General features: G+C 55.0%; 25 protein-coding genes and 1 tRNA gene. 14 read left to right on the top strand and 12 right to left on the bottom strand.

The features are described from left to right. Nucleotides 1–93 precede the first annotated feature (93 nt). Nucleotides 94–291, top strand: coding sequence for a hypothetical protein (locus DMG62_11525; protein PYY22794.1), 198 nt, complete (start codon nucleotides 94–96; stop codon nucleotides 289–291). A 39-nt stretch (nucleotides 292–330) separates the two neighbouring features. Here DMG62_11525 and DMG62_11520 read toward each other — a convergent pair whose 3' ends face one another. The 3 genes from DMG62_11520 to DMG62_11510 all read right to left on the bottom strand — a co-directional run bounded on the left by DMG62_11520 (nucleotide 331) and on the right by DMG62_11510 (nucleotide 1757). Next, nucleotides 331–588, bottom strand: a complete 258-nt coding sequence (locus DMG62_11520; protein ID PYY22793.1) for a hypothetical protein — start codon at nucleotides 586–588, stop codon at nucleotides 331–333. A gap of 339 nt (nucleotides 589–927) precedes the next feature. Then, nucleotides 928–1002, bottom strand: a tRNA-Cys gene (locus tag DMG62_11515). Between the two features lie 74 nt (nucleotides 1003–1076). Then, complete coding sequence (locus DMG62_11510; protein ID PYY22792.1) at nucleotides 1077–1757, bottom strand: peroxiredoxin; 681 nt, start codon at nucleotides 1755–1757, stop codon at nucleotides 1077–1079. 320 nt (nucleotides 1758–2077) lie between these two features. Here DMG62_11510 and DMG62_11505 point away from each other — a divergent pair, with 320 nt between their 5' ends. The 4 genes from DMG62_11505 to DMG62_11490 all read left to right on the top strand — a co-directional run bounded on the left by DMG62_11505 (nucleotide 2078) and on the right by DMG62_11490 (nucleotide 5320). Then, a complete protein-coding gene (locus DMG62_11505; GenBank protein ID PYY22791.1) occupies nucleotides 2078–2971 on the top strand; it encodes a PhzF family phenazine biosynthesis protein in 894 nt (297 codons plus the stop codon). A 355-nt stretch (nucleotides 2972–3326) separates the two neighbouring features. Beyond that, entirely contained in the window at nucleotides 3327–3767 is a 441-nt protein-coding gene (locus tag DMG62_11500; protein ID PYY22790.1) for a response regulator, read from the top strand. Between the two features lie 87 nt (nucleotides 3768–3854). Continuing rightward, nucleotides 3855–4529: an ABC transporter ATP-binding protein gene (locus DMG62_11495; protein PYY22789.1), complete on the top strand. Its 675-nt coding sequence runs from the start codon at nucleotides 3855–3857 to the stop codon at nucleotides 4527–4529. Then, nucleotides 4526–5320 (top strand): tryptophan 2,3-dioxygenase, encoded by a 795-nt coding sequence (locus tag DMG62_11490; GenBank protein PYY22788.1) that lies wholly within the window; start codon nucleotides 4526–4528, stop codon nucleotides 5318–5320. The genes DMG62_11495 and DMG62_11490 overlap by 4 nt, the downstream gene beginning before the upstream one ends. Nucleotides 5321–5448: 128 nt before the next feature. Here the strand turns inward: DMG62_11490 and DMG62_11485 are convergent, their stop codons facing one another. Beyond that, the gene (locus DMG62_11485) at nucleotides 5449–6864 is read right to left on the bottom strand and encodes an amidohydrolase (protein ID PYY22787.1); all 1416 of its coding nucleotides are present in this window, start codon (nucleotides 6862–6864) and stop codon (nucleotides 5449–5451) included. Between the two features lie 440 nt (nucleotides 6865–7304). On the opposite strand from DMG62_11485, the gene DMG62_11480 reads away from it, so the two are divergent. The 8 genes from DMG62_11480 (at nucleotide 7305) to DMG62_11445 (ending at nucleotide 13283) form a co-directional block, all read left to right on the top strand. Then, nucleotides 7305–8138 carry a Stp1/IreP family PP2C-type Ser/Thr phosphatase gene (locus tag DMG62_11480; protein ID PYY22786.1) on the top strand — a complete coding sequence of 278 codons (834 nt, stop codon included), beginning with the start codon at nucleotides 7305–7307 and terminating at the stop codon, nucleotides 8136–8138. Beyond that, nucleotides 8120–8893, top strand: coding sequence for a hypothetical protein (locus DMG62_11475; protein ID PYY22785.1), 774 nt, complete (start codon nucleotides 8120–8122; stop codon nucleotides 8891–8893). Before DMG62_11480 ends, DMG62_11475 begins: the two co-directional genes overlap by 19 nt. A gap of 124 nt (nucleotides 8894–9017) precedes the next feature. Next, complete coding sequence (locus DMG62_11470; protein PYY22784.1) at nucleotides 9018–9860, top strand: cyclic nucleotide-binding protein; 843 nt, start codon at nucleotides 9018–9020, stop codon at nucleotides 9858–9860. A 338-nt stretch (nucleotides 9861–10198) separates the two neighbouring features. Further along, nucleotides 10199–10870, top strand: coding sequence for a methyltransferase (locus DMG62_11465; protein PYY22783.1), 672 nt, complete (start codon nucleotides 10199–10201; stop codon nucleotides 10868–10870). Nucleotides 10871–10945: 75 nt separating this feature from the next. Further along, nucleotides 10946–11938: a hypothetical protein gene (locus DMG62_11460; protein ID PYY22782.1), complete on the top strand. Its 993-nt coding sequence runs from the start codon at nucleotides 10946–10948 to the stop codon at nucleotides 11936–11938. A gap of 52 nt (nucleotides 11939–11990) precedes the next feature. Continuing rightward, nucleotides 11991–12419, top strand: a complete 429-nt coding sequence (locus DMG62_11455) for a vitamin K epoxide reductase (protein PYY22781.1) — start codon at nucleotides 11991–11993, stop codon at nucleotides 12417–12419. 27 nt (nucleotides 12420–12446) lie between these two features. Further along, complete coding sequence (locus tag DMG62_11450; GenBank protein ID PYY22780.1) at nucleotides 12447–12896, top strand: rhodanese; 450 nt, start codon at nucleotides 12447–12449, stop codon at nucleotides 12894–12896. Between the two features lie 138 nt (nucleotides 12897–13034). Further along, complete coding sequence (locus DMG62_11445; GenBank protein ID PYY22779.1) at nucleotides 13035–13283, top strand: hypothetical protein; 249 nt, start codon at nucleotides 13035–13037, stop codon at nucleotides 13281–13283. Between the two features lie 66 nt (nucleotides 13284–13349). Here DMG62_11445 and DMG62_11440 read toward each other — a convergent pair whose 3' ends face one another. From DMG62_11440 to DMG62_11415, 6 genes are all read right to left on the bottom strand, one after another. Next, the gene (locus DMG62_11440) at nucleotides 13350–13685 is read right to left on the bottom strand and encodes a hypothetical protein (GenBank protein PYY22778.1); all 336 of its coding nucleotides are present in this window, start codon (nucleotides 13683–13685) and stop codon (nucleotides 13350–13352) included. Continuing rightward, the gene (locus DMG62_11435; protein PYY22777.1) at nucleotides 13672–14409 is read right to left on the bottom strand and encodes a hypothetical protein; all 738 of its coding nucleotides are present in this window, start codon (nucleotides 14407–14409) and stop codon (nucleotides 13672–13674) included. The genes DMG62_11440 and DMG62_11435 overlap by 14 nt, the downstream gene beginning before the upstream one ends. A gap of 32 nt (nucleotides 14410–14441) precedes the next feature. Beyond that, nucleotides 14442–14789, bottom strand: a complete 348-nt coding sequence (locus tag DMG62_11430; GenBank protein ID PYY22776.1) for a hypothetical protein — start codon at nucleotides 14787–14789, stop codon at nucleotides 14442–14444. A 470-nt stretch (nucleotides 14790–15259) separates the two neighbouring features. Next, nucleotides 15260–17923: a permease gene (locus DMG62_11425; protein PYY22775.1), complete on the bottom strand. Its 2664-nt coding sequence runs from the start codon at nucleotides 17921–17923 to the stop codon at nucleotides 15260–15262. Between the two features lie 16 nt (nucleotides 17924–17939). After that, the gene (locus tag DMG62_11420) at nucleotides 17940–20678 is read right to left on the bottom strand and encodes a hypothetical protein (protein PYY22774.1); all 2739 of its coding nucleotides are present in this window, start codon (nucleotides 20676–20678) and stop codon (nucleotides 17940–17942) included. Further along, on the bottom strand, nucleotides 20668–20997 hold the full coding sequence (locus DMG62_11415) for a PadR family transcriptional regulator (GenBank protein ID PYY22773.1): 330 nt from the start codon (nucleotides 20995–20997) through the stop codon (nucleotides 20668–20670). Before DMG62_11415 ends, DMG62_11420 begins: the two co-directional genes overlap by 11 nt. A gap of 127 nt (nucleotides 20998–21124) precedes the next feature. Between DMG62_11415 and DMG62_11410 the strand changes: the two genes are divergently transcribed. Then, nucleotides 21125–21787, top strand: a complete 663-nt coding sequence (locus tag DMG62_11410) for a hypothetical protein (GenBank protein PYY22772.1) — start codon at nucleotides 21125–21127, stop codon at nucleotides 21785–21787. Between the two features lie 123 nt (nucleotides 21788–21910). Here DMG62_11410 and DMG62_11405 read toward each other — a convergent pair whose 3' ends face one another. Both DMG62_11405 and DMG62_11400 read right to left on the bottom strand, forming a co-directional pair. After that, nucleotides 21911–23209: a hypothetical protein gene (locus DMG62_11405; protein PYY22771.1), complete on the bottom strand. Its 1299-nt coding sequence runs from the start codon at nucleotides 23207–23209 to the stop codon at nucleotides 21911–21913. Nucleotides 23210–23294: 85 nt separating this feature from the next. After that, the gene (locus tag DMG62_11400; GenBank protein PYY22847.1) at nucleotides 23295–24926 is read right to left on the bottom strand and encodes a hypothetical protein; all 1632 of its coding nucleotides are present in this window, start codon (nucleotides 24924–24926) and stop codon (nucleotides 23295–23297) included. Nucleotides 24927–25628: the final 702 nt, after the last annotated feature.

The following is a 25628-nucleotide window of genomic DNA, read 5'->3' as shown; positions in this document are numbered from 1 at the left end:
GCAGTTCTCGCAAAGCCAACATAGCCGCCAAATTTCGCAGTCTTAGCAATCGCCTGATTCCGGAGAATCTGCCCGTGCCGAATCAAATGATCGATGAGAAGCTTGCTTCGCAACCTCATAGGTCACCGAAGCGGAATCGTAGACGCGAAATTCAAAGACATGAGCCATTGCAAGGAAACAATCGGGCAGGAGTATGACATTCCTGACGGTCAACAGGAGATATACCGAAAGGTCGCTGAAGCGACTGGAATTGCGCTCATCAAAGCAGCAGATGAGGCACTTCAAGTGTGACAAGCCGGTATCTGACTCCGTGGCCTGAAGCCTACCAAATTACGTCATGTATCTCCGATTCGTCACAACGCGCATTGACGAGGACTCACACAAGCCGCAGGCAAATTTGTAAAGGTCGAAGGGCACATAGCCTTCGCGTTCCTCAACTAGGAAATTCTTCAGCCCTATCAGCAGGTTTCGCCATTGTTGTTGGTTATCACTTTCTTTGAGGTCTTCGAGAATCGTTGTTGAGGAGCAAATGTCGAAAACGACCACAGTCTTTCGTTCTCGGAGGAGGTCTTCTTTGGGATTGGTCATGGCGGTCGAGTAGGAGGATTTTACCCCTACCGTTCTTCCGGAGAACGGTGCGCTCTATCCGCGCTCCGTTTATCCGTTTAGGCATGATTCCTAAGGTTTCTGATGTCATCCGCTGACTTGCATTTGAAACTGCGTTCCACTTTTCCCGTGCTGTTTCCGTGCCGTTCACGCTGCCTTACATCTAAAACGGTGTATTTCATGCCATCTGCTGCGCTGTAAGTTGTTGAGTTAACGTTTATGCGCGGATTCGACTCGCACACGCTTCCGCCAGATCCCTGCGCCAAGTTTTCGCTAACAGGAAAAGAGACGCAGCATGCTGCGTCTCTTTCGGCTCGAATCTGGAGCACCGGGCCGGAGTTGAACCGGCGATGCGAGCTTTGCAGGCTCGTGCCTTAGCCACTTGGCGACCGGTGCTTGAAAAGCAGCTACAAGCAATTAGCGATCAGCAATAAGCTCCTGAACGCTGATCTGCGGCCACGAACTTGATGTCAGTCCGCTGCTGCTGCCGCTAACTTCTTCTTCGTGAAATACCAGTCTGTGACGTCGACACCGGTGCCGTTCGATTGGACACGTCTTTCGGCGTCGGCTTGAGTAATCGGGGCAGGAACGATCACGGCATCTCCCGGTTTCCAATTTGCCGGTAAGGCGCAAGCGTTCTGGTCTGCCGTCTGCAACGCTTCGAAGACACGAAGGAGTTCGTCTACGTTACGGCCGAGGTTCAGGGGATAGTACAGCAAAGCGCGAATCGTGTTCTTCGGGTCGATGAAGAAGACGGCACGAACCGCCGCCGTATCGCTGACTGCTTCGTGCACCATGCCGAAAGCTTGTGCGACTTTCTGATCCAGGTCAGCGATCAGGGGGAACTGGACTTTCACTTTGAATTTGTCTTCGATGTTACGAATCCACGCGATGTGCGCGTAGATACTGTCTACGGCGACTCCCACAGGTTGCACGTTGAGGCGTTCGAACTCTGCGTGACGGCGTCCGAACTCAACGAACTCAGTTGTGCACACCGGAGTGAAATCTGCAGGATGGGAGAACAGCATCACCCACTTACCCTTTGCGGTGTAGTCAGTAAGACGAATCACGCCGTGCGTTGACTTAGCAACGATCTCCGGAGCCGGCTCGTTGATTCTTGGAATGCGAGAAGCAGTTGTGTCTGTGCTCATAGAATCTCCTCTAGTTTTACCTGAAAATTAAAAACCCACCCGGCGCTGCCGGGTGGGTTTGAGAGAACTTGCGCGAGTTCCCGGTCAGCAATTAGGCCGCATGGGTTGACAACAGCAAACGCAACACGTGACCGGGAAGTTCATCCTCATAATTCGATTCTCAGGATTGTATCGCGATTCATCAAAAACTAGGCAATTTTCTCAATGCTTGTCCCGGAACATGCGTAATTGCGGTCCGTGCTGGACTTCATCACCGTCTAGACTCAGCGTGCTGCGTTCTGCAATCCTATCTCATCCAACGCTGCAATTAAGATAACCATATGATTAGTGTCACTCGCCGTCGTTTGCCATATGTATTCATGGATGTGTTTACTGACCGGCCCTTGGAAGGCAATCAGCTTGCGATCTTCACCGATGCTCGTGGATTGTCGACGGGCGAGATGCAGGCGCTCGCGCGCGAGACGAATCTTTCCGAGACGACGTTCATTCTGCCTCGCGAAGTTGAAGAGGAGCGCCGCGACGGCACACGCGTGCGCATTTTTACAGTTCAGGAGGAGCTTCCATTTGCCGGGCATCCGACATTAGGTACGGCCTACTATTTACATCGCTTCGGTGGCACCAACGAGATATGGCTCGATCTGAAAGTTGGAAAAATTCCAGTGCGCTTCCGCCAGGAGAACTCCGAGAAATCATTCGGCGAGATGCGTCAACGCGATCCTGAGGCCGGAGTGGTACACGACAAGGAACAGATTGCACGCGCAGCGGGCCTGTCACTCAATGAAATCGCACCGGATCTTCCAGTGCAGACATTCACAACGGGACTGCCCTTCATCATCGTTCCTGTCATTTCACTAGACGCCATTCGCAAAGTGGGGCCTTGGAGCAAGTTGGCCCAGTACCGTGAACGTGGCGATGGAGGCTTGTTCTACTTTGTCACTGCAGAGACCGTAGATCCGCAGGCAAAGCTGCATGCGCGCATGCCTTTTTATAACGGAGATGATCCGGCGACTGGATCAGCAGCAGGATGTTGTGCAGCGTGGATGGCAATGCACGGAGTCATCGAGCGCGGAGAGACGGCGATCATTGAGCAGGGAATCGAAGTGCACCGTCCGAGTCGCATTTATGTGCGGGCAGAAAAGTCCGGTGACAGAGTGGTCAACGTACACGTCGGTGGATATTGTGTGGAAGTCGCGCGCGGAGAGATTTGGATCTAGCCTGCCTAATTCTGTTCCTCTCAATTTTCCGGCATTTTTTGAGCGATTTTTTCCTGTCAGTTTCTTGCCAAAAAAAAATCTCGATTAGCGGCCAAGGCACTTTACACGAGCGACCACTCAGCCGTAGGATGCAAAAACGCTTCTCACGAAATGATCGCCCTTTCGAAAAGAAAATCTAGAACAGGCAGGCCGTCCTGAACGCGGGTTCGGGCGCTGTGAATGTTGAGCTGAGCGTCGCGCATCTTAAGAACGATGCTGCGCCTCTTCTTCGGGTCCATTCCTGCGCCTACTCCGAGTTTTGCGACTGACCTTCCGCTACCCTCCGCAATGTTGCGGATGGAAACGTACGGTAATCATGCGACCGAAAAAAGTTATTCTCTGCATCGACGACAACGAACAATCTCTCTCCATTCGAAAATTCATGCTGGAGACGCGCGGGTACCGTGTGCTCACTGCGAGCAGCGGCCGCGAAGCGATCGAGATGTTTCAACACTCTGGCGCCATCGACCTGGTTCTTACTGATTTAGTCATGCCCGAGATGGATGGCGCGGAGGTCGTCCGGGTTCTTAAAGAACTTGCGCCTGAAACACCGATGATCCTCTTCAGCGGGAAAGTGAAGATGTATGAAAAAGGAACTTGCGCGGATATCTTTCTGCCTAAGGGTTCTTACCCGCCGATGGACCTGCTCGAGCGCATTCGCATTATGCTTGTGAAGAAGCGTGGACCGAAGAAGACGCTCACTGCGGAATTTGCCGCGACGCACACGAACTCGGGCAATCAAATCGCCGCCGGCTGACTGAAAAAATATGCACGACCCAGGTATCAGTAGAGACGCAGCATCGCCGAGTCTCTATCTTTCCCGTCGTGTAGACTGAAAGTTTGCATGCCGCATATTATTCAGGCAGACAACGTCAGTAAGGTCTACCACGTAGGGAAGGTCGAAGTTCCAGCGTTGCGCGGAGTAAGCTTCAATGTCGAGCGCGGCCAATTTGTCAGCATTGTAGGTCCTTCAGGAAGCGGCAAATCTACGCTGTTCTATATTCTCGGTGGGCTTACTCGCGCAACCAGCGGCCGCGTGCTGATCGATAGCGTCGATTTCGCGCAGCTATCCGATGCGAAGCGCACCGCTTTGCGCAAAAGCCGAATCGGATTTGTCTTCCAGAAATTCAATCTTCTGCCAACGCTCGACGCGATGACAAACATTGCGATTGCACACGAGATCGGTGGCAAGAATGGTCAAATGGACCGCGAATATTTCGATAAGATCGTAGAACTGCTCGGGCTAAAAGGAAGGCTCCATCATCGTCCGAGCGAACTTTCCGGCGGCGAGCAGCAGCGTGTCGCTCTTGCGCGAGCTCTCATCAATCATCCAGCGCTCATTCTTGCGGACGAGCCTACTGGAAATCTTGATACCAAGAACTCTAATGTCGTGCTGAACATGCTGCGGCAGTCCAACAAAGAGCTTGGGCAGACGGTGCTAATGATCACCCATAATCCTGAGGCAGCGGCAATCGGCGACCGCACGATCCACATGCGCGATGGAGAGATCGTCGATTGAGTCGGAAGCGGCAGACGAAGCAAAAGCTTCGTACACAGCAACCACTAGTTCCTCAAAATCGCGAGATGACACAACCGATCCTGCCTGGCGCGGGGGCTACGGATTACGAACGTTATCTTCGGACCGACGAGTTACTCGCACTGCAGAAGTCGCCGGAGCAGCGCTCGCATCCCGATGAGCTGATGTTTCAGGTCGTGCACCAGGCATCGGAGTTGCTGCTGAAAGGTGCCGCGAATGAGTTGGAACGGTCGCGTGAGGCGATCGGGGCAGGGGATTACGTTCGAGCAGTCAAGCTGATGGACAGATCCTTTCGCATGCTTGATCGCGTCATCGACCTGCTGAACATTCTCGAGACGCTCACGCCGTATGAATACCACCTCATCCGCGCCGGACTCGGTCACGGCAGCGGCTTGGATTCTCCGGGTTTTCTTTCCCTACTACATTTGGCGCCCAGATTGGGACAATCATTTTTCGATCAGCTTGATAGGGCGGGAATGACCGTTGAGCAACTCTACAGGCGCAGTGACGAATTTCTGGGGCTTCACGAGGTAGCCGAGAAGTTACTCGATTTCGACGAGCGCGTTCAGCTTTTTCGTTTTCATCACCTGAAGCTTGCACATCGAATCATCGGCGGCGACGTTCTCGGCACAACCGGTCGGCCGGTAGAGATTCTCAGACAACGGCAAGAGCACGTGCTCTATAAAGAGTTGTGGGAAGTGCGGAATGAGATTACTGCCCGAGTCAATGCCAAGACCAAGATGGAAGATCAAGGTCACGGACGTTCTGGGTAGGAGCTCTTCAGTGCCGAGGCAGCCGAAAGTGGGATGAAACCAGGAAGGACGAAGCTACAGCAACTTGTGTTGGTTAATTCCGGCTCCTTCGTGGTTAGCTTTGGTTGTTCGCCGCGCGTCGTATGAATCTACTTTAAACCGACGAAACCGTTCGCATCCTTGACCAGCTTTGCTGGATCGTAACCTACTCCATCTTTGAACACGACTTCGACGTTCTCGATATCTGAAATCTTGCTTGAAGGGTCGCCTTTCACAACCACGATGTCGGCTTGCTTGCCTGCCGCGAGTGTTCCAATATGGTCCAATTCGCCCAAATACTGGGCGCCATTGTACGTTGCGATTCGAATCGCTTCGAGAGGAGCGAATCCAGCTTCGACGAGCAGTTCTACTTCGCGTTGGTCTCCATAGCCTGCCACAACGGCACCATTACCCGTCGGATCCAGCCCAGACAGCAGCAGTCCTCCCGCTTTCGCAAAGGCGTATTCAAATTCCATCTCCTTTTTGAACAACACAGGCCAGGGAGATTGAGCGGCGTTCTTTGCCATGTTGTTTCGCGTGGCAAGATATTGCTCGCGGGCTTCAGGCAGCATGGCATCTAAATTTCCCTGACGTAATGGCGGCCGATTAGGGACGAAGCCTTCAAACACCGGAAGAGTTGAAGTCATCGCTACGTGGCTCGACACCAAGTCTTTGATCATCGATTGGACCTGCTCGCTACCGATGTCGAGCTTCAGTAGCGTGTCACGAATATCTTTTTGCGGGGGGCACTTATCGGGCTGCTTGCCGGGCGCAAATTCCGAGTCGACGACGATCCCATGTTCCAGATCGTCAATGCCGATAGTTGCGGCTTCACGGAAGCCAATGGAACAGAGATGCCCTGTTACCTTCAGCTTGCGTTTATGTGCTTCTTCAACGGCGGCCTGAAGTTGGTCGTGCGTGATGTTCATATAGGCCTTGAAACTAGTCACGCCTTCATCGATCCAGTAATTCACTGTGCGGCGTGAGTCGTCCGCGTCCTGAAGTTCGTGCATCTGCGGAGTGTATGCGCCCTTGCCTTCCAAATACGGACCGGTGACATGCATCTTGGGCCCAGGACTCTTGCCTGAGTCGATGTCCTTTTTGAGTTGAAGGTCCGTATACGGTTCCACCGAACCGGTGGTTCGGATCGTCGTCACTCCTCCGGCAAGATATAGGCGCGGAAAGCTCCAAGCGTGCTCGGGATACATTGGCAGGTTCCTGCCGGGCGCGGGAAAGTACATATGATCATGCATTCCAACAAGCCCTGGTAGCAGGCTATCGCCAGTGAGATCGAGCACCTGCGCCCCTGCTGGAGTCTTTTCGTTCGCAGCGGAAATACTTTGGATTTTTCCGCCTGAGATCACCAACATCTGGTCATTTTTCACAGGCGACCCAGTTCCATCGATCACACGGACGTGGTTTAACACAATTACGGGTTGGTCGTACTTGATATAGGCCTTCACATCCGGAGCCGGTGTTTGAGCCAGAACCGGAGAACAGAACAGAAGCAGAGAAGCAAATCGCATCAGGCTTACCCTTTCAGGAGCGAAACAGGATAAACCCTAAGCAAAACAGTTGAGGAAGCAAAAGCGTATGTCGCCTGACGAATCAGGATTCCCTAGGTCTCCTTCGAAGCGATGATTGATCGGTAATGCTCTCAGCAGCGATTTCCCTTGCGTCTTGTTCAAATTCCTCAGTAAAATCCGCGAGCTACAAGACTCATAAACTGCTGAAATTCCAGTCTTCCGGTGAAAAATTTCCACTCGCTGGTGTGGCAGAGTTATCGTGCAAGTTACAGCGCGAAGGCGGCATAGCGGGCGCCACCGGTGGAGTTTGCGGCGGAAATTCTTTGGCTATCCCCGGCAGTCGCAGCAATGCTTAAATGATGGGGCGCAACAGCGGCTGTAACGATCTCAAAACCCAAATTCGAAGTTCACGGTAGAAAAGGAGATCCCTCGACGCTCGCATGAGCCTGGCGGCTGAAATATCCGGCAAGACCGACATTGGGTGTATCCGCAGGAACAATGAGGATAACCTCGGCTGGGATCAGCGAGTGTGCCTCTACGTTGTTTGCGATGGCATGGGCGGCGCCCTTGCTGGCGAAGTCGCCAGCAAGATGGGTGTCGACCTCATGCTCGGTTATTTTCGAGAAGGCAAAGACACCGGTAATTATCCGGAATTCGGCGAGGCGCCCGCCGATATGTCAGCTGCGGGCCGGCAGCTTTTGAATGCGATCCGGCGGGCAAATGCTGCGATCTACGAAGCTGGACAAGCTAAGGAATCGCAGCAGGGAATGGGATCAACCGTCGTTGCAGCCCTCCTTCAGGAAAACTTTCTCACCATCGCTCACGCAGGTGATAGCCGCATCTACCGGCTTCGTAACGGCGTGCTTGAGCAGCTCACCCAAGATCATTCGCTTGTGATGGAGCAGGTGCGGCGTGGCTTGATCAGCATGGAAGAAGCCGAGAAGTCCGAAATGCAGAACATCATCATCCGGGCGCTTGGTTCGGAGGAGGCGGTAGAGCCCGACATTCAGGAGCTAATTGCTCTGCGTGGCGATGTCTACCTTCTCGCTACTGATGGCCTTACCAAACTGGTAAAGGAGAATGTGATCAAAACGATCCTTGAGAACTCGCCTTCTCTTGATACGGCATGCGAAGATTTGATCAAAGCAGCCAAAGAAAAAGGTGGGGACGATAACATTACTTGTCTGCTGCTGCGAGTGGTTGAAGTGCCGTGGTACCAGAGATTCCTCAACTTCCTGCTCGGCGGAGGGCAATCATGGCAAAACTCTTCCTAAAGTTCGAGCAAGCGGTGCTGAAAGAGATTCCACTCTCCCAGGGAGTTACGACCATCGGCCGTCTTCCGGACAATGTGATCCAAGTCGATAATCTCGCCGTCTCCGGTCATCACGCAAAAATCTATTGGGATAACGATAAGTTCGTTATCGAAGACAATAATTCCCTGAATGGGACATACGTCAATAATGCTCGGGTCAACCGTCGCGCTCTGAAAGACGGGGACAACGTGCTGATCGGAAAACACATTCTGTCTTTCAAGGAGGACTTTCGGGAGGATCGTTCTGGGAAGTCTGTCGCTATTGCGCCTTCCGCCGCCCCGATGCCGAAACTCGATCCCACGGTAATGCTCGATACAAAAGGAATGAAAGAGCGTCTCTCAAACGTTCAAGCACAAGCCACAATCGGTGAACCGGGACCAAGTCCTACGCGCCAGTATTCGAGCTTGTCTGCAGCTGAGAAAGTTGGAACGCTTATCATCCTGAGTGGAAAGACCGACGAGACGCAATATGTACTCACCAGCAAGATGACGGTGATTGGGAGATCCGATATGGCGACCATCAAGCTCAAAGGATGGTTTGCTCCAAAAATGGCTGCTCTGATCTCGAAGCGAGAGAACGGTTACTTCATCGCAGCCTCAGAAAAACGCATAAAACTAAAGATCAATGATGAAGAAATCTCCGGCCAACGAGCTCTGGCCGATGGAGACATCGTCGAAGTCGCTGGGATCAAGATGACATTCGGATTTCAGGCCTAAAGCGCGTCTTGTGTTTGGGACAGAATACAAGGTTTCCGAGTTCAAGCCCCGGTCGTAACCGGGGCTTCTCTTTTGTTTAGAGACAATTCATAGTTACTGCTTATCTTGAAGTGGTGAGGTGATCATGTCCTGTGATCGAGAGCTGTTGAGAAACGTTCCACTGTTCGCCCTTTTGGACGATGATGAGGCAGCAGTTCTGGCAAGCCAGGTCGAGATGAAACAGTTTGTATCGCGGCAGCGAATCTACAAGATTGGCGATGAAGGTGGCCGCGGTTACATTCTCGTTTCGGGAAAGGTTCGAGTGGCCACCCTCGATCAGGACGACCAGGAGGTCGTGATCGATGAGCCCGCCCAAGGCGAGTTCTTTGGCTTTGCCTCCATGCTCGACGGCTCGCACCACAAAAGCTACGCAATTGCCGTTGAGCTCTCGGTATGCATAGAAGTAGACCGCAAGGACATAGCCGTCTTGCTGGAACGGAAGCCTCACTCCGGAATGGATATGCTTACGGTGCTAGGCCGCCAGTTTCATAGCTCGCAGGAACTCGTCCGCCTGCGTGCCGCGCGCAATCCCAACGAGTTGATCGAGGAAAAGACTACGTTTGGCGAAGTAGTCGCCGATAACGTTGCCCGGTTCGGTGGATCGTGGAAGTTCATCATCACCTGCGGTGTGCTGCTCATTATCTATACGATGTTCAACGTTGTTCTTGGGCGCGAAGCCTGGGATCCCTATCCCTTCATTCTTCTTAATCTCTTCCTCTCCATGCTGGCGGCGATCCAGGCGCCGATCATCATGATGAGTCAGAACCGGCAAGACGTGAAGGACAGGGTGCGCAGCGAACTGGACTTTGAAGTGAATCGACGGTCCGAATTCCAGATTCAGGGCTTGGCACGCAAGCTGAATATGATGTCTGACAAGATTGATGACATGCAGGATTTGTTGAGGGGCAAGATTTCCGTTACCGAATAACCCTAGGAGACCTCCCGAGCTTGCCGTTAACTTGAAGATGAAGTTGCCAAGACCTGTCCCGCATGGACACCAACAAACACGGTAGCCTTGAGATAACTCCAAATATCGACAAAACAGAAGCAAGAACAGTGTTGTTTGCGAATTCGGCTGCGAAATCATCGAATTTTGCCCAAATTTGCAGTTTTCGTTCCAGCAGGGAACTGAGAGGGAATTCTGTGGAATTTTTCCTATCTCCCAATCGGCAAAGCAGTTACTGCCAATTTCTGCGCAACTCAGAAAGTTAATAGGAAAAGCCCAGCGAATTCGGAGTCGAAGATTTTTTGTGTTGAAATGAATGCATGAATCAGGAGCAATGGACTGCAGTCGACGATTACATAAGTCAAACCGTCGTACTTTCGGACGCGGCTCTCGATGCAGCAATCGAAGCGAGCGTCAAGGCGGAACTCCCCGCGATCGCGGTAACCCCGAATCAGGGCAAGCTGCTGCAGATATTCGCACGCTTGGTGCAGGCCCGCCGAATCCTGGAGATTGGAACGCTTGGCGGCTACAGCACTATCTGGCTGGCGCGAGCGCTCCCAGAAGACGGCCGCCTCGTCAGCCTGGAGCTGAATCCGAAGCATGCTGAAGTTGCGCGCAGCAGCATCGAACGTGCGGGACTCATAAAGAAAGTGGAAATCCGACTTGGGCGCGCCATCGACACGCTGCCTAAGCTGGTTGCCGAGGCGAGGGGCCCGTTCGATCTGACCTTCATCGATGCCGACAAAGCCAGCATCCCAGAGTACTTCCATTGGTCGCTCAAGCTCTCGCGCCCCAGCAGCCTGATTATCGTGGACAACGTGGTTCGCAAGGGTGCGGTGATCGAGGCAGACAGTCGCGACGAAGACGTCCAAGGCGTTCGCCGCCTGAACGAAATGCTGGCTAGCGAGAAACGTGTGACCGCCACAACTATTCAGACAGTCGGAAGCAAAGGGTACGACGGGTTCACCCTGGCGCTGGTTAATTCGATCTAGTCGGTTTTCATTTTCCGAAACTTTTTTCCAAAATCCGAGTTACTCCGAGAGCGGAAACGGATTCTCATTTTCGGAATGCCGACAATTCCTTCCCTCGCCCTTTTCGTCGTCCTTGTAATCGCTTCAGTGTCGTCCTATGCGCAAAGCTATCGGCGTTTTGAACTCACTTCGCAGACCACGACTCTCCGAATCGAAGGACATACCGCAGGTTGCAGCGGGTGTCCAGCAACGAAATGGATGATCGGGCCGGAGTTTACTTTCAATTTGAATCAGCACTTCGCGATTGACGCCGCGCTAGCCTGGTCTCCTTCCTCGACGCCGTTCCCCAGCGGGACCTACGGAGGCCGGCTGAACGAGGCTCAGATTGGGCCGAGAGCGAGCATACGGGGTCGGCGGTTTACATTCTTTACAAAGGCGCGCCCCGGATTCGTGAGCTGGAGCCATGCTCAAACCGATTTGCACTTCATCAACTTCCCGCCGACCTCATTTACAGATCTCAAATTTACTTATGGCAGGCGAAACTTCTTCGCTTTCGGCCTTACCGGCGGAATTGGATACACGTTGAGTCCCCGGGTCACACTTAGCGCAGAATTGGGCGATACCCTGGTACGGCCTACAAGCACATCCGGGTATGTGCGCCCGATCACGCACGACCTTCAGAGCAGTCTGGGCGCCTCCTATCGCTTCGGCAAAGAGGCCTTTTTTGAACGTCCCAGCGGAAATCCGACTCACAAATTTTTCGATCGGTTCAACATTGCTTTGATGACAGCCGGCCTCCTCGCCCAGACCGCCGACGCCGTCACCACGCAGAGGAGGCTCAAGAATTGTTGGCGCACTCACCCCGCTGAGCTGTCCTGGGTCTGCTCCGATGCAGAGGGAAATCCCATTGCTCGCCCATTTGTCAACCAGGGTTGGGGAGGACAGATAGGGCTCGCAGTCATCGTGAACTCGGCGCAAACGATGGTTATGTATGCTATCCATCGGATGGGCTACCATCGTGTGGAACGCATGGTTCCAATTCCGCTAACCATTGAGGGCGGAATTCAGGCTCATAAGAACCTGCAGTGATCCAGCGTCGATCCCAAAACGCCTCCAACATCTGTGCTGATACAACCGACAAATGACTTCTGCAATCAAGGCAACGCTCACGGCAGTAATCGTTGTTCTCTGCCTCGCTGGCGTCATTGTGTCGGGACTTGCCCTTGGCGAGCACTACAACACTAGACCTTCACCCTGCAGCATCAATGACAAGTGGGACTGCGGTATCGTAAATCACAGCCCCTACGCTACTCTGGGCGGCGTTCCGGTGGCGCTCGTCGGCAGCGTGGGATACGCGCTCCTCGCCGCTTTCGCCGGGCGCTTGCCTCGGACAACGGCCCTCATGGCACTCATTGGCCTGTTGTTTTCCTTGCGCCTGACCTGGATCGAGTGGAAAAAGCTCGGGGTTTGGTGCATCTACTGCGTGACTTCGCAAGGGATCATCGCTACCCTGTTCGTCGTCGCCATTTTGTCGGCAGTCTTAGCAAGGCGGAGGGCGCGATCCGATTAATGGGATTCTTTGGAGCGAGACACAACCATGGGACTCATTCTGACAATTCTTGGCGCTGCGGTACTTCTTTTTGTGCTCGTTATATGGATCAGACGCAGGAGGGACCGCGACGAGTTCGATCAGCACAGAATCACAGCCGAGGAGCTTCACCAACGGATGAATTCAAATCGGGAGATCCTCGTTTTTGATGTTCGCCAACCGCTTGATTTGCTGGCCAATGCCCAGATCATTCCGGGCGCGAGGCGGATTCCGCCAAAAGAAGTGCTTGAAAAGCCGTTGCTGATTCCTAAGGACAAAGACTCAGTCGTCTACTGCACATGCCCCAGCGACAAAACCAGCAAGGAAGTTCTGCACCGTGCACTGTCCTTGAATTTTTCCCGGATCAAATTTCTAAGTGGCGGCCTGGCCGCGTGGAAAGCGAAAGGCTATCCCGTTGAGCAATATACCGAGTCCTTCCACCTCGATACGGCGACCTAATCTTCTCCATGCGAATCCGATGAAAAACTCGGTTCTTTCACCACTGGCACAATGGCTGCTTTGCTTTAAGATTGCCTAGGCTGAAACTTCAGGCGAAAGCAGGAGACGGTACCCCGACTCCAGAGCCACAGTAAACCAATGACCACACAACGGGAATACAGATGTGAAGTTTGCGGAACAGCAACCACCAATCCTCTCCACTGGTTTGTGATTCGATGCGGAGATCAAGAGCTCACCATTCAAAGATGGAACGCAGCCTCCGCGAATGCCGAAGGAGCCCGGCATTACTGCGGAGAAGCCCACGCCCAGGTCTACATCAGTCGCTGGTTCGAGTTAGTATGCACACCGCCGAAACCAGACTTTACCAGAGCCGCAACAGCGAAGTAGTTACAATGGCCTGCAGCGGGGGTGCCTCTGCCTTTTCGGTTTACAGGCTGCCGAAAATGCCGTGGATCAGCACACCTTCCAATCTACCGGCGTCGCCGTGACGCCCCAAATGTTGCTTGGATGGTCGAGTTCAATCCCATAGCGGGAACCAGTATCGTGGACCACCGACACGATGTGCGCCTGTGCAGATTTGCCCGTACGATGCACGTACACAGTGACCGGAGTGCCGAGTTGCAGTGGAGCGGATGTTCGGATCAACGCTCCGTGCAGACTGACTCGGACGGTTTCTCCAGCATAAGCGAAATCTTCTCCTCGAACTTCGATGAGCACATCAGTTTCAATTCGCTTACTGCGGCGCGTACTAATCGGGTCGTTCCATTCACCGTATTCAGGCAATTGCATGGTTTGAGCTCAGCGAGCTGCTAAGCGCTATCGCTGGATGCACCCTGCGGAGAAACTGGCTTTCGATCCACTCCGTCAGCCTCTCTGTTTGACTGCTGCTCATATCTGTGAAGGTGAGCCCGGTTTTCCCGTTTTCGGCTGTCCAGATCACCTGGGCTTTGCAGCTCAGCTTGTCCTGATCGTCCGGCAAAGCGAATTCAAGCTGCACTACCTGGCGCGCAAGCAGGGGTGCGACACATTCCAGTCCGATCCCGGTCTGGCTGATGTTACTGGTTTGCGCGATGAATCTGCGATAAGTCGAGTCGATCACCGTCGCTTCCGTGCGCAAAGAATGCCGAAAGTAACGCATGCGTTCTTTCAACATGATTCCGTATGCCGCCTTCATGGTTCGGTGCACTCGATGAGAAGCAAGCGGCTTGTCCATAACGAAATCGGCAACGCTGAAGGCTTCTTTGGTCGAGGACTCCTGCGAGCAGATCGCAAATGCCACGGCAGAGCGACTAGAAGTGGAGCGCCGCATCGCCTTTAAGATTGAGAATTCGGGATCCAGTTCCCGATCCACCAGGAAGGCATCTGTCTTCTGAGTATTCAGCGTTTGCATCGCTGCCAGGGCGTCCCCATACACGTTCGGGGTAATGCCCAGCTTTCCCAATGACTCCGATACCGAGTCAACCACCACAGGATCAGCAGTCACCAGCACAGCCTCTAGTTCACAGCTATTCATCTCTTCCTCCACGAAGGGTTTGGGGACTGTATTTATTGGGGAACAAGTACCAGAGTCTCCAAAATCGCTGGAGCTTGTTTATCGCGTGCGGTAATACCTCCGGGCAGGCTGCGCACCTCATATCTCTTCTCTATCGGTTCTGTACGCACGTTGTATGTAACCGGGCCGCTTTGCCGCTGCCGCTGCGGCTGAGGAATGTTGAGAGCCTGAACTACCGGCATAACCACTACGCTGATGTGCAAAGCTGCGTTCCTTGCGCCAGCTTGATTCGATTCCGCATGCAACTCCTTAGTGAAGCCGGAAAAGCCGAGGATGACAACCGACGCCGCCAGCGTCGTCAGCCTGATTCCAGTTCTAGGATTACCGTTTCCGCGCCGCATGCAACTTTGGTGGTATGCAATCCGCAAACCAGCCATGGAAGAGCCCGTAAATGGTTGATATTGAAGGCAAATAGGTAGGATGCCGTCAAATCGCTGAGTGTGCGATTTTTAGAACGTGTCCGGGATTTGGACAGTATGCTCGGCGAATGGTGCAGTCGGTCTGCCTATCAGTAATGGAAGGCCAGCCATTAGCACTTCACGGAGCTTTCCCGTCGCTGGACATTTTCATCTGTAGCCCTGCCGTCCAAGAGGCCCGCAACACACGATGCTCTGAGATTCAGTCCTCCGGGGTATATGCACCGAGCGCTGCGGACCGCGCAATCCATGCATTTGCGCATCGGACTTGGACGAGGTAGCTGCATCACGGCCACTGGGGCAAAGAACAGCCGCGCAGATCACAGAGCAGAAGAGGACGGGATTTTGCATCTCCTCACCGCCGTGAAACCATAATGATACTCGAAGGCGTATCGCTATTGCCGCAACGCCCGCACCGGGTCTGTCCTCGTCGCTCGCATGGCTGGCATGAAGCAGGCTGCTAAGGCAGCAATGATCATGACTGCAAATGCCGATCCGAAGGCCAACGGGTCGCGTGGGCTTACGTTATATAAGAGATAGCCGAGCAGGCGTGTTCCGGCCAATGCAATCGTGGCGCCGACGATGACGCCGGTGACGGTCAGCGACAGCCCTTGAGATATCACGATACGCAGCAGATCGGACGCGCGTGCGCCCAGGGCCATCCTCAGTCCCAGTTCGCGCGTGCTTTGCGAGACTGCGTAGGAGAGCACTCCGTAAAGTCCAATCGTGGCAAGGAGCACAGTCAGACTACCGAAGATGCTGAGCAGCATTACTGCTGCGTGCTGCGCCGAGGTCGATCGTTCGACGCGTTCGCGCATGGTGCTTACTTCGTACGGCGCGAGGTCGGGATCGAGGGAGTGCATTTCGCGGGCTAGGGCTCTGGCGATCGTGTCGGCGGGTTGGTTGGTTCGCAGATTGAGGCCCACCGTGGGTGCAAAATTCTGGCGTAAGGGGATGTAGAAGAATGCCTTGGGCGTCTCCAGGATGCTGCGATACTTCGACAATTTGGCTACGCCAACCACCTCCATCCATCGTCCATTCGCGCGAAAGCGCTTGCCGACGGGGTCCTGACCATGCCAGTACTGGGCGACCATCGCTTCGTTCACGATCGCGACCAGCGGGGAAGCTTCGTTATCGGCGCGCGTGAATTCGCGGCCGGAGATGAGCGGAATTCCCATAGTGGTAAAGTACGCCGGGCCAACTTCGTTGTAGTTTAGCGTTGGCTGCTCGTTGGGAGCGGTCTGATATCCCTCGATCACGACTGGAGCTTCTGAATAGTCGCGATAGCCCAACGGTATGACGCGTCCATAGGCAGCCGATTCGATTCCGGGAATCGCCTGCACGCGCTCCATGAAGGCGTCGTGAAAGTTCTTCGCGCGCTGCGTGTCGTATCCGGTGGCCATTAGATTGACGGCTGTATTCAACACGCCATCGATGGAAAAGCCCGGGCTTGCAGTGCGAATCCTCTCGAGACTTAGGACTACCAGACCGGCTCCGACCAGCAGCACAAAGCTGAGTGACACCTGAATGACAACCAGCCCGGCTCGTATGCGCGCTCTTCCCCGCGCTCCAATCACGCTTCCCGATTCGGACTTAAGCGCCGAAGCGAGATCGACCTTGCTGCTCTCGAGCACCGGCACCAGCGCGAACAACACCGTGGAGATGAGGCACACGCCCGCACTCAGTACGAGCACTCGCCAGTCCATCTGCCCGGGCAGAAAGATAGGACCGCTGCGTGGCGGTATCAAGACGCTGAGAAGGTTACGACACCAGTATGCGAGGAGAACCCCGCCGCCTGCGCCGATAATGGACAGTAACAATCCTTCAGTTAAAAGCTGCTGCAGCACGCGGCCGCGGCCGGCGCCAAGGGCAAGGCGGGCGGTAATCTCGTGGCGTCGCGCGAAAAACCTGACCAGCAGCAGATTGCTGACATTCGCGCAGACGATCAGGAGCACAAGCATTCCGATACCCAGCGCCATGCCCAATGTGGGAAGCATAAAAGATGCGCCGTTAAAAGGAGCTTTCCATAACGGCAGTACTTTGATCCCCTGTCCGCGGTTGGTCGCGGGATAGTTCTTTTCCAGCCGCTCGGCGAAGGCGGACACTTCGGCCTGGACCTGCTCTGCTGTCACGCGAGGCTTCATGCGCACGAACCCCTCGATCCAGCGCGCGCCACGATTCTCCATTTTGTAGCCGCCGGGCTCGAATCTCTCCTGCATCGAGATCGGCACCCAGAGTTTCCAGGAGTACCCGATGAAGGTCCCGTAAAATCCTTTCGGAGCAACGCCGACGATGGTGTGCGGCAGCCCGTTGAGTACCTGCGTCTTGCCGACAATGCTGGGATCGCCATGGAACCGGTTTTGCCATAGCTGATAACTGATCACGGTAACGGGATGGGCGTTGCGCCCGAAATCTTCGTCAGCCTGAAAGCTGCGTCCGAGAATGGGACGAACATCCAAGGCATCAAAATAGTTCGACGAGACGACACTGCCTGCGCCGCTCTCGGCCCTATCACCGATGCTGAGCGTGACGCCAACGATCTTTTCCGCAATCACCGCATCGCATAACGTGCAGCTCCGCTGGAGATCCTGGAAGTCGGGCCAGGAGAGTCCGTTGTAACCGGCGTCGCCGCGCCGGGTCGCAGCGAGCATGAGCAGGCGGTCTTGATGTGCGACGGCAGGATAAGGATGGAGCAGGATGCCTTCGACCCAGCTAAAGACTGCTGCGTTGGAGCCGATTCCCAATATGAGACAAAGGATTGCCAGCGCTGAAAATCCAGGATTGCGCCGGAGCATGCGCAGGCCGAAGTGGATGTCTTGCAGAACGTTTTCGATGAAGTTTACGTTGCGCATTTCGCGGCATTCCTCCTTCACGGGCTCGAGGTGACCCAATTCGCGGAGAGCGGCTCGCCGAGCAGCTTCGGGCTTGATTCCCTGCGCGAGATATTGATCGATCAGGGATTGAAGATGAAATTCGATCTCCTCGTCCAGTTCGCGCTCTACTTCTTGACGGCGGAACAGCGAGTGCAGCCGCAGCGGCAATTTGTAGCACCAGCGCATAAGGGTTACCCGGCTGTTACTCGCAGCGCAGAGACCTCAAGGGGTCAAGCCTAAGGGCTCGCATTATCGGTGCGAAGCTGGCGATGAGGGTAACGAGAATAAGTCCCAAAATGATACCAAGCAGGATCGCAGGATCGCCCGCGCTAACAGAGAAGAGCACGCTCTTGAGGAGCCTGGCCACGGCGAATATGAGTGGCAACGAGAGCGCGAGACCGAGCGCTCCCAGCATTCCGCTCTCGCGTGCGATCAGCGCAATCACGCTCCAAGGCTGTGCTCCGAGGGCCATGCGCAGGCCGATTTCTCCTGTGCGTTGTGTCACGGAGTAAGCGATTACACCATAGAGCCCTATGGCAGCCAGGAACAGGCCAACGGCAGCCAGCATAGCCATCACTCGCGCGCTGAAGCGGTCGGCGGAGAGGACGGAATTCAACATTGCTTCCATGCTGCTGACCTTGATCACTGGCTGGAATGGATTGATGTCGTGAATGGATGCTCGTACTGCGTTGATTGTCAGCGATGGCTCGGACGTTGTGCGTACGACCAGTCCCATTAAGGTTCCGGAAGGTGGGTTCGTTCGTTGCGTGTTTGGGATGTACAACACCGGGCGAGCAATCCGAAAATTAAGGCGATCTTCCTTTGCGTCCTTTACCACCCCAACCACGACGAGCCACGGATAACTTGTATCTTGCTGGCGGCCGCGGCGAAGGCGTTTCCCAATCGGGTCTTCATTACCGAAGGACTGGCGCGCCATCTCCTCACTGATGACGGCGACAGGCAACGTAGCGGCGCGATCCTGGTTGGTGATCATGCGCCCGTTCAGAAGAGTGAGACCGAGAGTTTCGGCGTATCCTGCGCTGACGTGGCGCAAGGCGGCAATTGGCACATCGGAGCGATTGCGCGGAGGATGGCCTTCCACGGTGAACACAGTGTCGGACGAGAAGTCCTGCATCGGCAGGAAAGTAGTTACCCCGGCCGATTCGACCCCCGGCAGTGTACGCACGCGATCCAGAACTCGATCGAGAAAAGCCATCTTCTGGCTCTGCTGCGGGTATTCGGTGACCGAAAGGGGCAACTGCAGCGTCAGCAGGTGTTCCGGCCGAAAACCCAGATAAAGCCCCGAGAGGCGGTAGAAGCTCTTGGTGAGAAGCGCGCCGCCAAAGGACAGCGACACAGCAATGGCGATCTCCGCTACAACCAGAGCGCTCAGCCAACCGCGACGCGCTGCGACGCCGGCGGCGCGTTGTTCGCGTTGCCTCAGCATTGCAGACAGATTGCGGAGCTTCACAAGCTTCAACGTCGGCAGTAGGCTGAAGATAAGCCCGCTCAGGATCGAAACCCCGAGGCAGAAAGCCAATACGCGGCCGTCGATCCGGAAATCGTTCACAATCTGACCGAAAGAATGCGGCTGAATCGGGTTCAGCATGCGGAAGAGAGGTCGCATGCCCCAGGCGACCAGAAGCCCGACAATGCCGCCGCAAACGGAAAGCATCGCGCCTTCCGTCAACAACTGTTGCGCGATCCGCCGGCTCGAAGCGCCGAGCGCCGCGCGAACTGCCAGCTCGCCCTCACGTATCACGCCGCGAACCAGGAGCAGGCTCGCGATGTTCACGCAACAGATGAGGAGCAACAAGCCGATCGCTAGCACAAGCGCGACAATGGCTCTGGTCACCCGCCCATCATCGTCGCCGATTGACCATTGGCGCATGGTCAGCAAACCGTAGCTCCATCCGCGTTCCGTTTGGGGAAACTGCCGCGCCAGTCGGCCGGCTACGTCCCTGACATCCTGCTCAGCCTGATGGCGCGAGACTCCGTTTTGCAATCGCCCCACGAAGATGTATGCATGGGTGATCCGCTGGGGCATCGGTGCCGCTTCCGGATCGAGATCCAGTGGAACCCATGCCTGCGTGAGCGTTGGATAGTCGAAGCCGCGCGGCATAACACCGATAATCGTGTAGCTACGGCCATCGAGATCGAGCGACTGTCCTATGGCATTCGCATCGCCGCCAAACCGTCGTTGCCAGAAGCCGTAGGAAAGCAGCACGACCGCCGGCGCGCCCGCCCTGCTTTCCTCAAGCGATAGGGAGCGACCGAGAATTGGCGCCGTGCCGAGCGTCTCAAAGAATGCAGGCGAAATGGCTGCCGCATGAACCTCCTCGGCTTCCGTGTTCCCACGCAGCAGAAACGAGCGATCAATCGACAGGGCGCTGCTTGCAAAAGCTTTTTGCTCGTTGCGGAGGGCGGCGTACTCCAACAGCGAAGTGCCTCCTGGGTCAAAACCTTCACGCAAGGCCTCGCCGAGTACCAGGCGATCGGGATCCTTGACCGGTAATCCGCCGAATAACAGCGCGTTCACCGCGCTGAACGAAAAGGTGTTGAAGCCGATACCAACGGCAAGGGTCAGAACAGCGACAGCAGTAAATGCCCGGTTCTTGGCAAGAGTGCGGGCTCCAAAACGCAAGTCATACCATGTCGTTTCTAGCAGGTCCACGTTGCGGGCCTCGCGACACTGCTCCGCGACTTGCGTCACGCTGCCCATCCCGCGCAAAGTGGAGTACCTGGCCTCCTCGCCCGTCATGCCGGATGCGACGTTTTGTGCGATCTGAGCCTCCACGTGGAAGGTTAGTTCGTCATCGAGATCGCCCTCCACGGCATCGCGTTGAAAAATGCTTCGGAATCGCAATTGCAATTTGGTCAACCAGCGCATACACACCTTTCTGAGCGGGATTTGTGCGCGGCGAGCCCAGCTACGTCGCATCCAGCACCAGATCAATCGCTCCCGAAAGACGGTTCCACTGCGCCTGTTGCTGCCTCAAATATTTGGCGCCGTCGCGTGTGAGCGAATAGTATTTGGCGCGGCGATTGTTCTCCGATTCTCCCCACTTCGCTTGGATCCATCCCTGTTGCTCGAGCCGATGCAATGCCGGATAGAGTGCACCCTGTCCCACCTGGAGCACCTCGTTCGAAAGTTGGCGGATGCGCTGCGCGATTCCCCATCCATGCATCGGCTGCAGAGCAACAGTCTTCAGAATCAGCACATCGAGCGTTCCCTGAACCAGATCGGTGGGCTTTCCCATAAGGCTCCTGTCAATAAACGACAGGACGATAGCTTAGACTCCTGTCAATGGTCAAGGGAAGCGCAGAGCTAAGAATTTTGTCTGCTTGCGTATCATGTTCGTGGCAACTCGGAACTGGAGTATTCCTATGAATGCGTGGTTCTATTCAATCAGGCGCCTTTCCGCTTCTTTGTTGGCGTTCCTTTGCCTTCCATTAATGCCTCAAAGTGTTGATCGACTCGTAGCAAAGAATGTATCGATTGCCCAGGCGAGCTACAAAGGCCGGAGTGCGGTGCAGGTGATAGCCACGCCCGGAGCCGCGAATGCGAGATCATATGCCGTAGTTAAAGACGCATCGTTTCGAGATGGCACGATCGAAGTAGACTTGGCGGGCAAGCCGGCCAGTAACGCCGGGGAAGGTGCTCGCGGGTTCATTGGCATCGCCTTTCGGCTGCAGGGCGATGAAAAGTATGAGTACATTTATCTGAGACCAACCAATGGACGAGCCGACGATCAGGTGAGGCGAAATCACTCCACCCAATACAGCTCGTATCCCGATTTTGACTTCGCGCGATCGCGGCAGGAAGCTCCGGAAAAATATGAGTCGTATGTCGACCTGGAGCCTGGTGTCTGGACCAAATACAAGATTGAAGTCGAAGGCCGCAAGGCACGGCTCTTCGTGAACGGGGCCGAGCAACCCTGTCTGATCGTGAACGATCTGAAGCTCGAGCCGCGCGAGGGCGGCGTCGCATTGTGGGTTGGCCCCGGTACTGAGGGCTACTTTTCCAATCTAAAGATCACGGCGAAGTGAGAACGGGCTCCCCGTCGTGTCCGTACTTCGGGGGCGGGAACACAGGTGGAGACAATAAGCAGGCGCGATCGGTAGTAGACAATAAGCGGTACGGGATCGGAGCGGACGATCCGCGTAAACTTCTTATTCCCTCCGCGGCTCCGCCTCTCCGCGTTGCAGGGTCTTGCTGTCGTTTCGCCGGTGTTCTGCAAGCCAGAACAGTGCCAAAATGAAAATGCCTTCCAGCGGCTTTCGAAAGCGCGCTTCCATTACTCCGGCGTTCGAGAAGAGCGGAACCAGGAACGACACAACCGCTAGGCACGGCACTAATTGGAGGCTCCGGTTTCGATACATGTATATGGCTGATCCAGTCGCTGCTCCCAGCACAATCGCCAACCACATCCAGTGCAAGTGGTAGGCGGCATTTTCCCAGACAAACTCCAGATGACCGTCCGGCCACGAATCCGCCAGCAGGAACAGGAGAGCATTTTCACAATAGAGGTGGAGTCGTTTGGAAAATGTTGGGGAGTACTCTGCCGCAGCCCGCTGCCAATCTGCTGCACCTCTATCCATGTTTACGAACACGTCCACTCGCCCGGAAGGCCGCGGCTGGTACTTGCTGAACGGGTGGAAGGGCTCATCAAACGCGGATGCCGCTGTAAAGTTGTAGTTAAAGCCGATTCCGCGGCTGGGAACGGTCAAATGCAAGTAAATGTCCCGCGCACCCGATTCCCAGTAGATATGATGGGGATAGGGCAACCCGAAGGGTGTTGCGACATGAAGAATCTCGTATGAACGCAAGGCAAACGGCGCCAAAGCGCACGCCCAGACTGCCAATGTAAGAAGCGTTCGACGCCCAGGGTACCGAGTGCCGCTCAGTGCGAATGCCATGGTGACGGCGGCGACCGGCAGCGCGATAATCCGGGTCAAACAGGTCAGAATCCAGCTTAGATTCAGGCCTACCCAGCGCCCAGGCGTGTCTGGCCTTTCGCGCGTCGTCAGCCACAGTGACAATCCAATTAGGGGAATCAGGATCGTCTCGTTCATGAAGTAGCTGAAGATGCCGATCCACGACGGAAGCCACGTGAGCACAGCCCAGAACCACAGCGCGAGGACGCTGCGCTGCAGGACGGTGCGCGCGAACAGGAACCAGACGAACGGAGCTGCCAGGGACAGCAGCGCAGCGTAAATTCCGAGTGCGGTCCGATTGCCGAGCGTGACGCGCGCAATCAGGCTCAGCCAAAGCTCATACGCGGGCGGATCGATTCCGGCAAAGGGATTTGTCTCCAGCGGATGGGTCGCGTTGAACCAGTGCCGCTCCGCGTCGCTATAAACGAAGTCAATGGGAGGGTGGGTTGCCGTCCACCACACGCGCAGTCCAGAACCGACTACAACCAGCGCCACCGCGAGCAGAGTGGAGAGGGGGTAGCGGAATTTCGGCATGGATGTGGTGAGTATGGCACGGAAGGCGTGGTCTTCTACGGCTATGAAACTCCTCTGCTACCCGCCTATTGCGTATCGCCTATTGCTACTGCTTGCCCTTCGCCTCGTGATAATCCATTTCGGTATTCACCGACCAGATGTTGGACTTGTCGGTGCGGCCGGCAATAATGTTGTCCACCGCAGTCATGGCGGTCAGCATGGAGTGGTCCTGATTATTGTATTTGTGCATTCCATTGCGGCCCACGAGATATAGATTGTCGTATTGATCGACATATTTCCGCAGTTCTTCGAATCTGTCATACGTCCCAAAATAGGCTGGATAAGTCTTGGGTACACGCACGACATTGAAGTCGATCACATCGTCACGCTCGATGATTTCGATCCTGTTCAGTTCTTCGATGGCGAAGCGTCCCATTTCCGCGTCGGATTTCGACCAGAGCTCGTCGGTTTCATAACAAAAATATTCGGCGCCCAGCCATACTTTGCTGGAATCGCTTACTAGGTGCGGGCTCCAGTTGTTGAAAACCTGCAGGCGGCCAACCAGCACGTCCGGCTCCTGGATATAGATCCAGTTGTCGCTGATCAGCCTGCCATACTTGTCTCCCTCGTCCCGGACCTTCAGCTTGGTGCACAGCAGCCCGACAGTGATGAAGTCACGATAGATCAGCCCTTCACTCACCTCGCATACCGACATGGGAACGTTGACGTGCAGCGACCGGACAAGTTCCTGAATCGGCATCGTCGAAAAGAAATAATCGCCGGTAAACTTCTTCTGGTTGCCGTATTTGTCGCTTCCGGTTACGCCTGCGATGCGAAATCCGTCGATCTGCACTCCAGTCACGTCGAAATCGGTAACGATCGCCCCGCCCAGCTCGATGACCTTTTGCGCGACCACTTCCCACATCTGTCCGGGCCCAAATTTGGGATAAAGGAACTGTTCGATCAGGGAAGTTTCGGTGTTTTTCTGCGCGATGTCACGGCCGTCGCTTCCGCGGAACATCTTCTTGATGTGGTGTGCGATCGTCTTGAGGATTGACAGGCCCTTAATGCGCTGCTCACCCCATTCCGCGCCGATCTTTTCGCAGGGCACTCCCCACACCTTTTCCGTGTATGACTTGAAGAAGGTCTTGTACAGCTCGCTGCCAAAGCGGTTGATGAAGAACTGTTCCAGGTTCTTAACGTTTTGGATCGGGAACGCGGCACGGAGCATGTAGCTGATGCCTATCCTGAACGCCCTGACCAATCCGAGTTTTACCAGCGTATCTTTGGAGAGCTGGATAGGATAATCGAAGAACTTGCGCAGGAAGTAGATCCGCGATTTTCGCGGACGAAGAAGCATCACGCGATCCGGATCGGCTTCCGTGGCTGCAAGCGTCGCTACAGCGCCGCTGCTGGCGGGGTCACCCGGCCACCGCGATGTGCCAACAGCAGCCACGCTGCGAGTCTTGCCTTGATACGCTAGGACCGGCGCTTCCTCGTGCCCTTCCGCTACCGGCAGATGCCGGAACCACCAGTTCATCACGCGATCGCTCTTGGAAAAAAAGCGATGCCCGCCGATGTCCATGCGGTTTCCCTTGTAGTTTATGGTGCGCGAGAGGCCACCCATGTAAGTGCTCTTCTCCAGCACGATGGGCTTGAGGTCGGTGCGAGTGAGCAGCTCGTAAGCAGCCGTAAGTCCGGCAGGTCCGGCGCCGATGATGATGGCTTTTTGAGTCATGTCGTTGTTTACTTTGCTGCAAGAAAAAAGAAGCGCAGCGAGGAACCGCTGCGCTTTTTCTTTTGCTTGCAATCATCGTCAATAAGTGATTTCCCTGCGCGCTAATACAGCAAAGTTAGCCGCCTGCTTGACTGATTGGATCGTGCAACTGTTATACGTAATTCCGCCGATGCCGCCACCGTCCCAGTGAAAGGTTGGGCTGCCAAGCACTTTCTGGCCACTCAAAGGATCTCGGTACATATTGGCGTCAGACGGGTTGGTGGCATAGCAGTCAGTTGTGCCAGGACAGCCGCCAGTTTTCCCAATCGCTGCGACGAGGATGGCACCGTCAATCGCAGGTGTTCCGTTCTCCGTAAATTGCCCCGTGCCGATCACAAAGATCAACCCATGCCACGAGGTATTTCCGCTCATCGTGAGGGCTCCGGTTACGAGCAGAATGCCGTAGCCATCCATGGGAGTAGTGAAGTCACCATTGACAACGGTGATTTTAGGATTCGCGGCCGTGCCGAGGTCATAGCTTGTGGGCAGGTGACTCGGATCCAGCGTCTGCGTTGCCGCACCCTGTATGTCATGCACGAGGCCGTTCAAGCCATCGGGCGTCTGGTAATTCTGATTGGCAAGGTTGTTTACGTTCTGCACGTCTGGCGAACAGCCGTCCGCACCGGTGTAGTTAGGCGGTCTCTTCAGATCATTAATGATCTG

This window comes from Acidobacteriota bacterium (genome assembly GCA_003225175.1).
Lineage (GTDB): Bacteria > Acidobacteriota > Terriglobia > Terriglobales > Acidobacteriaceae > Gp1-AA112.
The sequence above is the reverse complement of the archived record's forward strand: the minus strand, read 5'-3'. Positions and strand labels throughout refer to the sequence as shown.